Source organism: Mycobacterium sp. Panama NTM2 (assembly GCF_054355555.1).
Map to the genome: position 1 here is coordinate 59,390 of NZ_JBTHXC010000005.1, position 15,014 is coordinate 74,403.

The following is a 15,014-nucleotide window of genomic DNA, read 5'->3' on the forward strand; positions in this document are numbered from 1 at the left end:
GCGCCAAAGTGTTCCTAGAGACGAGATGAACCGCTCTCGGTATGCCAACCCCCCGCACGCTGGCTAGTCACGTCGCTGCACGCTGCAGCAGCGAGGTCACACTTCGAGTCGGCTTGAGCGAGGTGTTAGCGCTCGGTGGTCAGCCGATCTAGTAGTGGCCGCAGGTCCTCGGCCAGTAATGCCATGAGGTACACCGCGGCGACCCTGTGTTGTCGGTCGAGAACCATCGTGGTCGGCACCACGCTGGTCGGGTAGGTGCGTCCCAAGGTGATGAGGCTGCGCATCGCCGGGTCGAAGATGGAGGGGTATTCGACATTGCGGTCGGTGACGAAGTCGCGTGCAGTATTTCTGTTGTCGCGGACGTCGATACCCAGGAACTGCACACCGCGGTCGCGGTATTCGGCGTACACCGTCTCCAGTTCTGGAGTCTCGGTGCGGCATGGCGCACACCAAGAGCCCCACACGTTGATCAGGACCACCTTCCCGGTGAAATCCGACAGCCGGATCGGTTTGTTGGTGAACAAGTCGGGGCCGCTGAGATCGCCGATCGTGCCCCGCGCCGACGGAGGGTCGTAGAAGATCGCGGTCTTGCCGCCGGGGGAGACGAAGTCGAAGGTACCGCCTTGCGCCACGGCATCCTCGCCAGTGGTGCAGCCGGTGACTTGGGCTGCCGCGATGACAAGGGCTGCCACGACGGCGAGTGATTGCTTCGCGCTACGCATGAAACCTCCTTCACTACAAGTAGTTCGGCGTTCAGCTGGTGTGCGGGCGGGGGTCGCTGGCCAGCTGCTAGAAGGCGAGGCCGCTGACCAGGATGAGGATGCCGAGGGCGATCAACACGATTGGGAACAACACGTGTTCCCAGCGTTCGAGGACCTCGGCGATCGGCCGGCGGGTGGCGACGAATTTGGCGGCGACGACGAGGACCGCGACGAGCACGAGGAAGACGACGCAGTAGGCCACCACGGCCGCGGGCCCCACGCTGAGGAAGACGGGGACGTAGACGCCGATGTTGTCCCCGCCGTTGGCAAAGGTGACTGCCGCGACGGTCCAGACGCCGACGTTCTTACCTGCGACTCTTGCGTCGTCGTCGTCGTCATCGTCGTCGTTGTTGTTTCCACGCCAGGCTTCCCATGCCGCCCACAGTCCCAGGGCCAGGGGTATGAGCCCGAAGTACGGAATGATCTGCGGGGGAAGAAATGCTCCCGCGCCCAACGTCACGAGCACGGCCGCGCCAAGGATCCCCGCAAACCCCAGGTATTGGCCTGCGGTGATCCGGGCCGTCGTCCCGCGCTGCCCTGCGCCGCGGGCGAAGAACAGCGACAGCACGATGATGTCGTCGATGTTGGTGACGATGAAGAGGCCGATCGCGGGCAGAATCGACGACTGGATCATTCGTCGGCCCCGGTGTCTGCGGTGTCGCTGGCGCGCCAACTAGCCAGAACGAGGACGGCGGCGCCTGTGACGACGAAGACGTCGGCGAGGTTGAAGGTGGGAAACCAGCCCGTGTGCAGGTAGTCGGTGACCAGCCCATCACCGGCGCGGTCAATTAAGTTGGCCACCGCGCCACCCAGCATCGCGGCCAGTGCCAGCACGACCGGCGGCGCGGCGGTGCGAGCGACGCGGACCGCGAACACCGCGAGTGCGACCACAATCACGCCGGTGACGCCGAGCAGGACCGCGGGGGGCAGGGTGTCGCCGATACTGAATGCCACACCGGGGTTGAAGGCCAGCCGCAGGTGTAGCAGCCCGAGATCTGTTGAGCTGCCGTCATTTAAGGCGCCCGCAGCCCACGTCTTCGCTCCCAGGTTCAGTCCCGCGACGATGACCGCCGTGGCGGCCAGGGTGATTCGTGCCCGAATCGCCCTGGCCTCGGGGCTGGGGTGGTCAGCGGTCACGACGGCGTGCCCGCTGGCGCCGCGCGGTTGTGGCTGGCTGCCGCATCGACCGGCGCGGCGGCCAGTGGCTTGGTGCGCCCCGCGCGCACACCGTTGGCGATGACCACAATCTCGGCGAGTTCGTGGACCAGCACGACGGCGGCCAGTCCGAGGATGCCGAACAGTGCCAGCGGCAACAACGCGAGGATTAGGCCCAGGGACAGGCCGACGTTTTGCAGCATGATCCGCCGCGCCCGCCGCGCGTGGGTGAACGTCTGAGGCAGGTGGCGCAGGTCTTCGCCCATCAACGCCACGTCGGCGGTTTCGATGGCCACGTCGGTGCCCATCGCGCCCATTGCGATACCCAGGTCGGCGGTGGCCAGCGCTGGAGCGTCGTTGACGCCGTCGCCGACCATCGCCGTGGGGCGCTGGGCACGTAGCTGTTCGATCAGTCGCGCTTTGCCTTCGGGGCGCAGCTCGGCGTGCACGGCCTCGATCCCGACGTCGCGGGCCAATGCGGCTGCGGTGGCCTGGTTGTCGCCGGTGAGCATTGCCACGTGATAGCCGTCGCGGCGCAGTCGGGCGACAACCTCGGCGGCCTCGGGTCGCAGCTCGTCGCGCACGGCGATGGCGCCGATTACCTGGCCGTTGTCTTCGACGAGGACGGCGGTGGCCCCGGCGTGCTGCATGCGCGCCACCCCATCGGCGAGCGGGCCCGGGTCGAGCCAGCCGGGGCGGCCGAGGCGGATGGTATGCCCGTCGCGACGCCCGGTGAGCCCGGCACCGGTCACCGCCTCCACGTCGGTGGCTGGGAGGACATCGTCGACGGCGGCGAGGATCGCCGCGGCCAGCGGGTGCTCGCTGCGCGCTCCCAGGGCCGCAGCTAGATCCAGCACCTCTTCGCGGGTGGCGCCGTTGGTGGTGGCCACGTCGATGACTGCGGGCCGGTTTGCGGTGAGGGTGCCGGTCTTGTCCAAGGCGACGCCGCGTATCTTGCCCAGCCCTTCCAGTGCGGCGCCGCCCTTGACCAGGGCTCCGAGCTTGCTGGCGGCGCCGATGGCGGCCACCACGGTGACGGGCACTGAGATCGCCAGGGCGCACGGCGAGGCGGCGACCAACACCACCAGCGCACGTTCGATCCAGGTGGCTGAGTCCCCGAGCAAACTGCCGATCACCGCGATCAGTGCCGCCACGATCATGACCCCGGGCACCAGGGGTTTGGCGATGCGGTCAGCGAGGCGTTGGGAGGCGCCCTTGCGGGACTGTTCGGCCTCCACGATGCGCACGATGCGGGCCAGCGAGTTGTCCTCGGCGGTGGTGGTGACTTCCACCTCGAGCGCGCCGGTGCCGTTGATCGACCCGGCGAACACCTCGTCACCGGGCCCGGCTTCCACGGGGACCGACTCACCGGTGATGGCGGAGACATCCAGCGCGGTGCGGCCTCGGCCGATGATGCCGTCGGTTGCGACGCGCTCACCGGGCTTGACGAGCATCCGGTCGCCGATCCGCAATTCCGCTGGCGCGACGGTCTTTTCGCCGCCGTCACGCAGCACGGTCGCTTCGTCGGGCACCAGCGACAACAGCGCGCGCAGTCCGCGTCGAGTGCGCGCCAGCGAGTACTCCTCTAGGCCCTCGCTGATGGAGAACAGGAAGGCCAGCATGGCGGCCTCACCCACCTCGCCGAGGATCACCGCGCCCACGGCGGCGATGGTCATCAGGGTGCCAACGCCGATTTTGCCCTTGGCCAGCCGTTTGAGGGTGAACGGAACGAAGGTATAGGCGCCGGCCAGCAGCGCCACCGCCTCCAGCGTGAGGACGACCGGCTCCGCGGCGTCGAGGAACCCGGCGTTCACCGCTGCCAGCAGGAACACCCCTGAAATGGCGGCGAACTGCAGTTCCTTGATCTGCCAGAGCCGCTCGGGCTCACGCTCCTCCTCGTCGGCGCCGCGGGGTTCGTCATTGCCGCAGCCGCAGGCGTCGCTCATCGGCCGGTCTCCTCCGCATCGATCGTCGCGCCCGTGCGGGAGCGGGTTCCGTAGTTGGGGCACAGCGCGACGGCGTTGCCGGTGGCGGCCAGAAGTGTCTCGGCTGAGGCCAACAAATCGAGCAGTTCGGGACGGGTCAGGGAGTAGAACATCTGCCGGCCCTCGGGCCGCCCGACTACGAGCCCGCAGTCACGAAGGCACGCCAGATGCGCCGACACTGTGGACTGCGCCATAGAGAGCAGTCCCGTCAAATCCACCACTCGGGCTTCACCGTCAGCCAACCGCTGCAGGATCGCCAGTCGAGTCGGATCCGCCAAACCGTGAAACAGCGCCGCCGCCGGAGACAGATTGGTGGACGGCCGCACAGAGCCGCAATCGTCGGTTGTCATCGCCATACGGCGATGATAGCGCATTTTTCGCCCTCATCGCCAAACGACGGTGAAAGCGGGAATTTCGTTGATTGGTGCGGGTTGGCGCAACCTCCAACGCATCTGAAGACGACGACCGGCCGGTGCTGCGCCGGCGCCTCCTGGGATGGGCACGGGAGAGGAGGCCTAACCTGCTGCGTGCCCCTGAGTCCACGCGATCCTCTTGAGCGGTTCAGTGCCGGATCGATTCAATGCCAACATCATCGGCAGTCATCGGCCCCCCTCCCGGAACGTTGGCGGCTCATCAACGGTGGCAGGCTCGAACAATCTACTATGGCCCCTAGTAGGAAGGGTGCCGTCGGTAGCGCCCAGGACCCAGCCGGTGTCAACTCGGCAACAGGGGAGGTGCCAAGTGCGGTCTCGGCTGCGGTGGACGGTGTTCGCGCTGGTGGTAATAGCCGCGATGGCGGTGGCGATCTGGCCGCGTACGCCCCAGGTCGACGGCACTAATACCTCCGGCCCCGGGCTTACCCTTCCCGCTGCCGCCGTTGGCGACGCCGATACCGGCGAACTGGCGCGACTCACCGCGCGTGCGGCCTTGGCGCCGTGCCCGACACCACGTGAGGGGGCGCCGCCCAAGGGTGATTTGGCTGGTGCGCTGGCGTCGTGCCTGGGGGCGCGGACCATGTTCGACGTCGGCGCGGCGCTCGCCGGTGAGCAGACCCTGATCAACCTGTGGGCGTCATGGTGCGCCCCGTGTCGGGAAGAGATTCCGGTGCTGGACGCCTACGCCGGGCAGCCGGGCGCGGTGCGGGTGGTCGGGATGAACGTGCAGGACACCGACACCGTGGCGCTGAGCCTTTTGGCGGATCTGGGTGTGCACTACCCGTCCTTCGGCAACGCCGACGCCGTCGGGCAGGTCCTAGGCGCTCCCCCGGTCCTGCCGCTGAGCTACCTCGTTGGCACCGACGGCACCGTCCGCCGGGTCACCACGCCCACAGTGTTCCGTGACGTCGAGCAAGTTCGTGCAGCCGTCGCGGCAATGAACCCGTGACCGGCCCCCTGGCCAGGCTGACCGGGAGGCGCGGGGCGGGGCAACCCGACGAGGACACCGACGCGATGGCGGCGCTCACCGACGGGTCCGCCAATTCCGATGGGGCCCCCGCCCCGCCGTTGAGCAGACCTCTGGGCGCAGGTTTAGGTGCTGCGGCGCTGCGCCGACTGCCCCGGATGGCCGTCGCGATCGCTGCGGGCCTGCTGTTGTGCGTCAGCTTTCCGCCGTTCGGGTGGTGGTACACCGCCATCGTCGCGTTCGCACTGCTGGCCTGGGTACTGACCCACAAGTCGACGACGCAAATCGGCGGGCTCGGATATGGACTTCTGTTCGGCCTCGCGTTCTACGTTGCGCTGCTGCCCTGGACGAGCAGCTTCGTCGGCGTCGGGCCATGGCTGGCGCTGGCGGGCATGGAGTCGGTATTTCCCGCGCTGTTCGGCGCGGGGGCAGTGCTGGTGCGCCGACTGCCGGGCTGGCCGATCTGGGTCGCGGCCGTGTGGGCCGTGCAGGAATGGGCCAAATCCAATGTTCCGTTCGGCGGATTCCCCTGGGGCGCAGTCGGGTTCGGCCAGACCGACGGCCCGTTTCTGCCGACCGCCCAAATCGGCGGGGTGCCGCTGGTGTCATTTGCGGTCGTGCTCCTGGGCGTCAGCATGGCCGCCCTGGCGAGCGAGGTCACGCGCTGGTGGCGCCGTGACGCCGCCCGTGCCGGCCACGCGTGCCCTCCCGCGATAGTGCTGCCCGGTGCGTACATCGGTGTGGTGCTATTGGCTACCGCCGCGATCTGGCCGCAGGTCCGGCAGCCGTCAATCAATGCGACCAACGACCCGGTCGTCACCGTGGCCGCGGTGCAGGGCAATGTGCCGCGACTCGGCCTGGACTTCAATGCCCAACGTCGCGCCGTGTTGGACAACCACGTTCAGGAAACCCTGCGGCTCGCAGACGAGGTGCGCGCCGGGCGTGCTGCGCAACCGCAGATCGTCGTGTGGCCGGAAAACTCTTCCGACGTCGACCCGTTGGCCAATCCCGACGCCGCCGAACGGATCACGATCGCCGCGCGGGCGATCGAGGCGCCGATCCTCGTCGGCGGCGTGCTCGCCGGGCCGGGATACAGCAGCACCAACCCGGTGACCCTCAACTCGGTGATCGTCTGGGATCCGGTCGGCGGCCCCAGTGACCGTCACGACAAGCAGATCGTGCAACCATTCGGCGAGTACCTGCCGTGGCGCGGCTTCTTCCGGCTCTTCTCGTCCTCCGCCGACCGGGCTGGCTACTTCGTGCCCGGCGACGGGTCGGGGGTAGTGCGCGCAGCCGGGGTGCCGATCGGCGTGGTGACCTGCTGGGAAGTGATCTTTGACCGGGCGGCCCGCGAGTCGGTGCTTAACGGCGCCCAGCTGCTCACCGTGCCGTCCAACAACGCCACCTTCGGTGAGGCGATGAGCGAGCAGCAGCTCGCCTTCGCCAAGTTACGCGCCATCGAGCACAACCGCTACGTCGTGGTCGCCGCGACGACGGGCATCAGTTCCGTGATCGGGCCAGACGGTCGCGAACTGGCCCGCACCGGATTCTTCGAACCTGGCTACCTCGACACCCCGGTCAGGCTGATGACCGGACTCACGCCCGCCACCCGGTGGGGCCCGGTCGTGCAGTGTCTACTGATCAGCATCGGCATCTTCGCGTGCATCGCGGCGATCATTCTGCGCAGATCACCGCGGATCAGTCTGCGCCGTCGCACCCCGCGTACCGACACGCCGCCGCCTGCAATGGCACCGCGGCGGCGATAGTTTTCATCGCCCGAAGGCGATGATAGCGTAAAGATCGCCGTCATCGCCGACCGGCGGCGATGGCAGAAGTCTGTTCATTGGTGCGGGTCGGCGTAAACCGTCAACCGCCGCCCTGCACGGCATGACCCCGCGCTGTCGGCCACCGGGACCATGCCTCGCTCAGTGCCCCGTGCTCACCGCGGCACGCACCGCCGGCCCGGGGCCTGGCACAGCTGAATCGAGCTGAACTGCAACCAGTCTCACGGGCTGTCCGCTGATACGACCACCTCTGGAGAGGGCCAACCGTGTTGATGAACATGGCGGAGACCGCGCTGATCAATTCTGCGCCGCGGCGATGGCTCCAACGCGTCTACGAGGTTCCGGTGCTGCTGCGGTTCGGCGGCCGGCTGGTCCCGGACACCCAGGCTCTGGAAATCGGCTGCGGATCTGGATACGGCACGCAGCTGATCCTGGAGCGGTTTGGCGCTGCCACCGTAGACGCCGTCGACCTGGACCCGGCGATGATCCGGCGGGCCGGGGAGCGCTTGGCCCGCTATGGCAACCGAGTTCGGCTGGTCCAAGGCAGCGCCACCGATCTGTCCACCGCGCTAGATGCCGGCGACGGAAGCTACGGGGCGGTGTTCGACTTCGGGATCGTCCACCACATTCCCGACTGGCGTAACGCCGTCGCCGAAGTCGCGCGAGTCCTCGCACCGGGCGGGCGGTTCTACTTCGATGAAGTCACCGCCCACGCCCTCGCCCGCCCCAGCTACAAGCGGCTGTTCGACCACCCGACCGAAGACCGGTTCAGCGCCGAGCAATTCTCCGACGAACTCGCCCACCATGGCCTCGTCGTACTGGGTTCACGGACCCGCATCCAAGGCGACTACCTGCTCGGCGTGGCCGCCAAACCGTTGCCCACCGGCTGTGAGTGATGAGGACCATCGCGGTCTTGGTCCTGTCTTCACTTCGATGATCCTGGTGAAGGGCGCGGGCCGCCGGCAGATCAAAAGCAAAAAGAGGTCAGCGCCCGCCGCAAAGACAACCTCATCCTGGTCAACACCGCCGAGACCACGTTGTGTGCTGCTCAGCATCTCACGCTGGTCGGCGTCGGGCTGGTCGAGCTTACCGGCACGGCGTGGCCCGACCCCGTCGCTGGCTTCGTCATCTCCGCGTTCGCCATCTACGAAGGCAAAGAAGCCTGGGAGGTCGAAACTGGTCGAGGACAATGACGACGACGACTGAACGGAGCGCGACATGAGCCGCATCACCGACAACGGGAGGGACGTCTACCGACGCGAGATGACGGCCGCGAAAGCCGCTGGCACCGCCGAGGCGCGCTGGCACCACCTCGAACGGGCGCACATTGTCTCGCAGCCTAACCCGTGGCTACACACCTGTAACCACGCTGCCATGTTCGTGCTGGCCGTCCGACAGCGCGACCGACGTGAGGCCCTCGGTCAGGTCGTCCGGATCGTCGTCGCCGCACCCGGTTCATTTGCGGGGCGCTACCCCGAGGGCAACACGGGCCGGACGGCGGCGGGCCTGACGACGCCGATGCCAATACCCGAAGACCTGCGGGCAGCCCTGGCACCTTAGGCGCCGCGCCGTCGGCATACCCCCCTACGACTGTCCCGGAAATAGTGCACGGATAGAGCGCAGTATGCCAATAGCGTGGAGGGGTACCGATTCTAGTGCTCTTCAGTCCAGGTGGCTCATCCCGGTTTGGGACTGCCATGAAGACATCCGCGCGGACAGCGGCTCGATCCCCCGTTGCCCTACAGTTGCACCTCGTGATTCGGAATCAGCCAAATTGGCATCTGCACGCACAGAGACGTTTGTCGATGGGCACCGACATAGATAAAGAGCCGGTTCGTCGGGCCGAGGTCAACCGAATCGTCGAGTCATATGGTGGCCCAGGGCTTTATGGAGCGTCCGCCGGCGGCTATGAAAACGGTTTTCTCATTATCGAGGCAACCCGTTGCTATCATCTCGGGGCTGATCTGGCCTGCATATTGTGTGCCCACGCCTGCTGCGAGCGAGAGCTTGCCGGCACGTTGAAGTGGCAACACCCTCCAACACCGAACACTAAGCGCTGGGGCCTGGCCGCCTTATCCGCATTGGGAGAGAAAGACATTGGTTCGACGGCGACCTAGCTTCGCGCCTTGATCAGCTTAATGAGAACCGGCGGACGCTATACCACCTCCAGGACTTCGAAGCTCCTACTGGCCTTTGGAGGCGTGCGATAAGCAGGGCTGATAATCCAGTCACCAAACATGATGTCGCAGAAGCAATTCCGGGCACCCCCGGCAAGATGCCCTTGAAGCGCTTGACTGTGCATTTGCCGTTCGAACTATTAAGGTGGAACGGGAGTGGAGTTAGACCGCATTCCAGTCTGGGCTGTCGAACACAAAAGAACTGCAATGTCCGCCCAAGCGCAGCAGTAGCCGCAGGTGCGGATGAGTTACAGCAGGGTTGGCGCGCACGACTGTCAGATCGTAAGTGCCGCTGGCCATTACCGAATGGACGTAGTCAAGAAGCGGATCGGGCACAAACCCCAAGTGCATCCCACGATCAACAACCCTGATCGCCGCTGAGTTAACAGGGTTCTCGGGGTCGCGCTCCAGCCCGAGGCGATAGCCCGCGGGCAGTGTGGTTATTCGGTGGCTGGCCTCTACGCTGCGATGTCTGACGCCGTGAGCAAGGAAGTGCGCCGACGTTTCGCCTGTGGTCCGATCGAATCGGGGCAGCGAGACGAGTTCGATCGGGTCGCCTTCGCGATGCCCGCCGGAGGCGGTCAGGATCTCCCAGGCGTCAGCGTCGGCATCGAGATCCAAAGCCTCAAGGTATTGAGGGCGGTCCGGCCGCTTAGCGCTCATCACCCGGTCGGCGAACGATGGAAATAGCCTCTCGGAACGGTAAAGTCGGCTGACGTCGCGGAACCCAACGACCGGCACGAAAGCAGGGTCAGCCGCCACGCGAGCCAAGTACGTGAATTGATACGTCGGGCGCTCGGCCCCTCCGGTCAACCTATCGAGGTAGCCAATCGCCCGATACACCCCATCGTCAGCACCGCGACGCGTGACAATCAACCTCGACCGACGAAGACCTGGGTCAGCATCTGTCGACTCGACTAAGAGATCAACGGAGTGCATCACGGATTCGCTTTCGATTAGTGGCTAGTGCTGTCCTCACGAAACTACGGGTCGGGTCCGACAGATTTGGTGTCGCTGCAACGATATCGAAGCATAGATCCAGGTCAACGTTGGTTATTTGAGCTGTCCAGTGTTGTCGTGCCGCGCCTCCGCAGACTGACAGGGCCTCAGCGGCGACATCTATCAGGCTGATCGCCTCGCCGGCGTTAAAGCGTTTTGTCCGCCCGTGCTCGCACCACTGCACGACGGTTTTCTGCTCAATTCGCTGGGCACGGACCCTATCCTCGTCACCGCTGGCGAGGGCCGACCCGTGATCAAAGCTTGGACCGAGGCAAACGTCGCCCGTCCTGGAGTTTTGCAGCACTCCCCAATTGTGCGCATGCCGGTCAGTGTTCGCGATCCAGGCGTCCAGGAGCAGATAGCCCGCGAAGACATCGAATGCGGGCCAGTCGGCGTAACTGGTGCCCTCCGGACCTTGCAGCCCCTCTAATGCTTCGCGAATGGCGCTAATCGTATGGCCGCGGCAGGATTTGGCATCGAACTCGTCGTCGCGCTCGGCAAGCAATGCTGCTCCCGGGGTCCATGCCCACGCGCGAGGCCGCATGTCTCGGCTCATCGAGCCATAGACGCGTTCGTGGGTGCGTAACTGAACAACTGTCGCCAACTCCGTTTCCGCTGCAGGCACAGACAGCAGCTGGGCGACCTCGTAGGAGATCTTCTCCGCCCAGTCCTCTCCGCGAACGAGCACGTCGGGTTTGTCGCCGCGATGCTGACGTTCTTTGGACAGTTCGAGGGTTTTGATGCGGCGTGGCTTGAACAACCAGTGCCCGGCATGCGGCGAGGTCTCTGGTGCTATGAACCATCGTTTCGCTTCGTCACCTCCTGGTTCGCTCTCACCGCGAGTCCAGTCGGCGAGGTCGACGACTTCGTAGCTGTCCACCACGGTGCGAACTCTAAGTGGGGGCTCCGTGAGACGGGGCGAGGCAGAGCGGCGCGCCCGTCCGCAGCAAGGGCCTGCGACTTAGAACGGCGCCATGCCGAAGGGTATGTTCGTTAGCCAAGGCTCACCTCGGAGAAAGTGTTGTGGATGTCAACCCGTCGCACTCGCTGGAATCGCATCGTCGCCCTCATTGTCGCGGGGGGGCTGGCAGCAGGTCTTACTGCCTGCTCGTCCTCCGAGGAGGAGGACGGCCTGCTGGTCTACAACGCGCAGCACGAGTCGCTGACCAAGGAGTGGATCGACGCCTTCACCAAGGAGACCGGCATCAAGGTCACCTATCGCCAGGGCGGCGACACCGAGTTGGGCAACCAGTTAATCGCCGAGGGCGACGCTTCGCCGGCCGACGTGTTCCTTACCGAGAACTCGCCCGCCATGGCCGCGGTCGAGAGGGACGGCCTGTTCACCGACGTCGACGAAGCCACGATCGCTCAGGTGCCACCACAGTTCCGCCCCGCCACGAGTAAGTGGACCGGCGTCGCCGCCCGTACCACCGTGTTCGCCTACGACAAGACCAAGCTCACCGAGGCTCAGCTGCCGACTTCGATCATGGATCTGGAAAAGCCAGAGTGGAAGGGCCGCTGGGGTGCCCCGCCGGTCAAGCCCGACTTCCAGGCCATCGTCGCGGCAATGCTGGAACTCACCGGTGAACGGGCCACCGGCCAGTGGCTGGCCGGCATGAAGGCAGGCGCGGAGATTTACTCCGACAACATCGCCACGCTGCGCGCCGTCAACGACGGCCAGGTCGAGGGCGGGATCATCTACCACTATTACTGGTTCCGCGATCAGTCGCAGACCAAGGAAATCTCGGGCAACACCGCGCTGCACTACTTCCGGAACCAGGACCCGGGCGCCTTCGTCTCGATCTCCGGCGGCGGCATCTTGAACTCCAGCAAGAAGAAGGAAGACGCCCAGAAGTTTTTGACCTTCATCACCAGCAAGGCCGGCCAAGAAGTGCTCGAGAAGGGCACGTCGTTCGAGTACCCCGTGGCCAGCGGCGTTCCGGCCAACCCCGCGCTGGTGCCGCTTGTCGACCTGCAGGCACCCGCCGTGAACCCGTCGAACCTCGACGCGCAGAAGGTCACCGACCTGATGACGAAGGCGGGCCTGCTTTAGATGGGTGGCTGACGTTAGTACCGCCGCCGCGACGGCCGTCGACGCGGCGCTGCTCGACGCCTTGCCGCCGTCGGAGGTGCCCGGCCGGGCAGCTGCCACGCGGCCGGGGCCGGTCCTCACCGCCGGTGTGGTGCTGCTGGTCGTGGCGGCGTTCGTGCCGATCGGGTACGTCGCCTGGTCGGTGGTGTCGCTGGGGCCGACGCGGGTCTGGGAACTCCTCGCGCGGCCACGCGTGCTCGAATTGTTCGTCAACACCGTCGGTCTCGTCGTCGTCACGGTCCCGATCTGCATCGTGCTCGGCATCGGGGCGGCATGGCTGGTGGAACGCTCCGACATTCCCGGCCGGGCGATCTGGCGACCGATGTTCGTCGCTCCCCTGGCGGTGCCCGCCTTCATCAACAGCTACGCATGGGTCAGCGTCGTCCCGACCCTGCACGGCTTCTGGGCAGGCATTCTCGTCGCCTCGCTGTCGTACTTCCCGTTCGTCTACGTGCCCGCCGCCGCCACGCTCCGTCGCCTCGACCCGGCGATCGAGGAATCCGCACGCACGCTCGGTTCCAGCCCGGCGGCCGTATTCCGGCGCGTGGTGCTGCCACAGCTTCGCCTGGCGGTCCTCGGCGGCGGACTGCTCATCGGCGTGCACCTGCTGGCCGAGTACGGCGCGTTCGCCATGCTGCGCTTCTCGACGTTCACCACCGCGATCTTCGAACAGTTCCAGGCCACGTTCGACGGCGCGGCGGGCAGCACGCTCGCAGGCGTTCTGATGCTGCTGTGCCTGGTGTTGCTCGTTGGCGAGGCCGGGGTGCGCGGCAACGCCCGCTACGCCCGACTCGGTTCCGGCGCCCAGCGCACCTCGCTGCCCCATCGCCTCGGGAGCATGACGTTTCCCGCAGTTGCCGCCCTCGCCGCACTGGCCGCGCTCGCCCTCGGCGTTCCGGTGTGGACGATCCTGCGGTGGCTGTGGATCGGCGGCAGCGACGTGTGGGCGCTCGGCGAGATCGTACCGTCGACGGTGCAGACTGTGGCGCTGGCCGCCGCGGCCGCGGCGTTGACGACGGTGCTGGCGTTCCCCTTCGCCTGGATCGCGGTGCGGCACCGCGGCTTCTTCGCCCGCTTCGTCGAGGGCTCGAACTTCGTGACGAGTTCGATGCCAGGCATCGTGACCGCGCTCGCGCTCGTCACCGTGGCGATCCGCTTCGCACCGCCTCTGTACCAGACGGCGACGCTGGTCCTCGCGGCCTATGTGCTGATGTTCATGCCCCGCGCGATGGTCAACCTGCGGTCGGGGTTGGCCCAAGTGCCGCCGACGTTGGAGGAGGCGTCGCGTTCGCTCGGTGTCTCCCCCACCCGCACGCTGCTGCGAGTCACCTTGCGGCTCACCGCACCTGCCGCCGCCGCCGGTGCCTCGCTGGTATTCGTCGCCGTGGCCACCGAGCTGACCGCCACCCTGCTGCTGGCGCCGACGGGCACCAACACCCTGGCGATGCGATTCTGGTCGCTGTCGAGCGAACTGTCCTACGCCAGCGCCGCACCGTATGCGCTGCTGCTCGTCGTGCTCGCGGTTCCGGTGACAGTCGTGCTGTTCCAGCAGTCCAGCAGGGCGGCCGCGCTATGACGATCCACGGGGCTACCGGCAACGCGCTCGACGTCACCGGGCTAACCAAGGCCTTCGGCAGCCACACCGTGCTGCACGGCATCGACCTCGGCGTCACCGCGGGCACGATCACCGCCGTGGTCGGCGCCTCCGGCTGCGGCAAGACCACGCTGCTGCGTCTGGTCGCCGGCTTCGAGAACCCCGATGCGGGAACGGTTTCCATCGCCGGACGCCAGGTAGCAGCAGCCGGCAGCAGTATCCCCGCGCATCGCCGCGACGTGGGCTACGTCGCGCAGGACGGCGCGCTGTTCCCGCACCTGACCGTGGGCCAGAACATCGCCTACGGGCTGTCGGGCCGCCGCAACGTCCAGCCGCGCGTCGCCGAACTCCTCGCTACCGTCTCCCTCGACGAGTCCTACGCCGCACGCCGGCCGCACGAACTCTCCGGGGGACAGCAGCAGCGCGTGGCCCTCGCCCGCGCCCTCGCCCGCCAGCCCGCGCTCATGCTGCTCGACGAACCGTTCAGCGCCCTGGACACCGGACTGCGGGCGTCGACCCGCAAGGCCGTGGCGACGCTGCTCTCCGACGCCGGCGTCACGACCCTGATCGTCACTCACGATCAGGAGGAGGCGCTGTCGATCGCCGACCAGGTCGCGGTGATGCGCGACGGCCGATTCACCAAAGTCGGTACGCCGCAGGCGGTCTACCGAGAACCCAACGATCGTTTCACCGCCGAATTCCTCGGTGACTGCGTGCTGCTGCCGTGCACGGTGACCGGCGGGGTCGCCACCTCGGCACTGGGCCGGCTGCCGGTCCGCGGCACCGTACCCGACGGCGGTGGCACGCTGATGCTCCGCCCGGAGCAATTGGAGGCGGCGGCGGTCTCCGACGACGACCGCAGCGACGGGATGGCGACGGTTCTGGCGTCGGAGTTCCGCGGCCACGACGTCCTGCTCACCGTCGACCTCGGCGGCGACGCCGCGCCGATCACCGTCCGTCAGCACAGTGTCGCGCCGCCCGCGGTCGATGCAAAGGTCCGCATCCACGTCACCGGTGCCGCCGTGGTGTTCGGCGACCGCCCGCGCGACGGGCGATGACCGCGCCG

The 15,014-nt window shown here is 66.8% G+C and carries 15 protein-coding genes; 8 read left to right on the forward strand and 7 right to left on the reverse strand.

Annotated features, from left to right (window positions below):
* Positions 1-125: 125 nt before the first annotated feature.
* The 5 genes from ACXYX3_RS28050 to ACXYX3_RS28070 form a co-directional block, all read right to left on the reverse strand.
* Positions 126-722: a TlpA family protein disulfide reductase gene (locus tag ACXYX3_RS28050; RefSeq protein WP_241204942.1), complete on the reverse strand. Its 597-nt coding sequence runs from the start codon at positions 720-722 to the stop codon at positions 126-128.
* 67 nt (positions 723-789) lie between these two features.
* Positions 790-1,395, reverse strand: a complete 606-nt coding sequence (locus tag ACXYX3_RS28055) for a cadmium resistance transporter (RefSeq protein ID WP_046365715.1) — start codon at positions 1,393-1,395, stop codon at positions 790-792.
* Complete coding sequence (gene lspA / locus ACXYX3_RS28060) at positions 1,392-1,898, reverse strand: signal peptidase II (RefSeq protein WP_046365714.1); 507 nt, start codon at positions 1,896-1,898, stop codon at positions 1,392-1,394. The genes ACXYX3_RS28055 and lspA overlap by 4 nt, the downstream gene beginning before the upstream one ends.
* Complete coding sequence (locus ACXYX3_RS28065; RefSeq protein WP_241204943.1) at positions 1,895-3,862, reverse strand: heavy metal translocating P-type ATPase; 1,968 nt, start codon at positions 3,860-3,862, stop codon at positions 1,895-1,897. The genes lspA and ACXYX3_RS28065 overlap by 4 nt, the downstream gene beginning before the upstream one ends.
* Positions 3,859-4,257, reverse strand: a complete 399-nt coding sequence (locus tag ACXYX3_RS28070) for an ArsR/SmtB family transcription factor (RefSeq protein ID WP_172835527.1) — start codon at positions 4,255-4,257, stop codon at positions 3,859-3,861. Before ACXYX3_RS28070 ends, ACXYX3_RS28065 begins: the two co-directional genes overlap by 4 nt.
* A gap of 385 nt (positions 4,258-4,642) precedes the next feature.
* Between ACXYX3_RS28070 and ACXYX3_RS28075 the strand changes: the two genes are divergently transcribed.
* From ACXYX3_RS28075 to ACXYX3_RS28095, 5 genes are all read left to right on the forward strand, one after another.
* Positions 4,643-5,284 (forward strand): TlpA family protein disulfide reductase, encoded by a 642-nt coding sequence (locus ACXYX3_RS28075; protein WP_011893744.1) that lies wholly within the window; start codon positions 4,643-4,645, stop codon positions 5,282-5,284.
* Positions 5,285-5,349: 65 nt separating this feature from the next.
* Complete coding sequence (gene lnt / locus ACXYX3_RS28080; RefSeq protein ID WP_049777426.1) at positions 5,350-7,068, forward strand: apolipoprotein N-acyltransferase; 1,719 nt, start codon at positions 5,350-5,352, stop codon at positions 7,066-7,068.
* Between the two features lie 290 nt (positions 7,069-7,358).
* Positions 7,359-7,982 (forward strand): class I SAM-dependent methyltransferase, encoded by a 624-nt coding sequence (locus tag ACXYX3_RS28085; RefSeq protein ID WP_011893742.1) that lies wholly within the window; start codon positions 7,359-7,361, stop codon positions 7,980-7,982.
* A gap of 322 nt (positions 7,983-8,304) precedes the next feature.
* A complete protein-coding gene (locus tag ACXYX3_RS28090; protein ID WP_241204945.1) occupies positions 8,305-8,646 on the forward strand; it encodes a DUF3703 domain-containing protein in 342 nt (113 codons plus the stop codon).
* A gap of 245 nt (positions 8,647-8,891) precedes the next feature.
* On the forward strand, positions 8,892-9,203 hold the full coding sequence (locus ACXYX3_RS28095; RefSeq protein ID WP_458612358.1) for a hypothetical protein: 312 nt from the start codon (positions 8,892-8,894) through the stop codon (positions 9,201-9,203).
* A 222-nt stretch (positions 9,204-9,425) separates the two neighbouring features.
* Here ACXYX3_RS28095 and ACXYX3_RS28100 read toward each other — a convergent pair whose 3' ends face one another.
* The gene (locus ACXYX3_RS28100; RefSeq protein ID WP_236728591.1) at positions 9,426-9,884 is read right to left on the reverse strand and encodes an HIRAN domain-containing protein; all 459 of its coding nucleotides are present in this window, start codon (positions 9,882-9,884) and stop codon (positions 9,426-9,428) included.
* Positions 9,885-10,188: 304 nt separating this feature from the next.
* Positions 10,189-11,145, reverse strand: a complete 957-nt coding sequence (locus tag ACXYX3_RS28105; RefSeq protein ID WP_011893739.1) for a HipA domain-containing protein — start codon at positions 11,143-11,145, stop codon at positions 10,189-10,191.
* A gap of 144 nt (positions 11,146-11,289) precedes the next feature.
* Here ACXYX3_RS28105 and ACXYX3_RS28110 point away from each other — a divergent pair, with 144 nt between their 5' ends.
* From ACXYX3_RS28110 to ACXYX3_RS28120, 3 genes are read left to right on the forward strand one after another with little or no spacing between them, the layout of a single operon-like run.
* A complete protein-coding gene (locus tag ACXYX3_RS28110) occupies positions 11,290-12,315 on the forward strand; it encodes an iron ABC transporter substrate-binding protein (protein ID WP_011893738.1) in 1,026 nt (341 codons plus the stop codon).
* A gap of 49 nt (positions 12,316-12,364) precedes the next feature.
* Positions 12,365-13,930 (forward strand): ABC transporter permease, encoded by a 1,566-nt coding sequence (locus ACXYX3_RS28115; RefSeq protein WP_046365717.1) that lies wholly within the window; start codon positions 12,365-12,367, stop codon positions 13,928-13,930.
* The gene (locus ACXYX3_RS28120; RefSeq protein WP_011893736.1) at positions 13,927-15,006 is read left to right on the forward strand and encodes an ABC transporter ATP-binding protein; all 1,080 of its coding nucleotides are present in this window, start codon (positions 13,927-13,929) and stop codon (positions 15,004-15,006) included. Before ACXYX3_RS28115 ends, ACXYX3_RS28120 begins: the two co-directional genes overlap by 4 nt.
* Positions 15,007-15,014 lie beyond the last annotated feature (8 nt).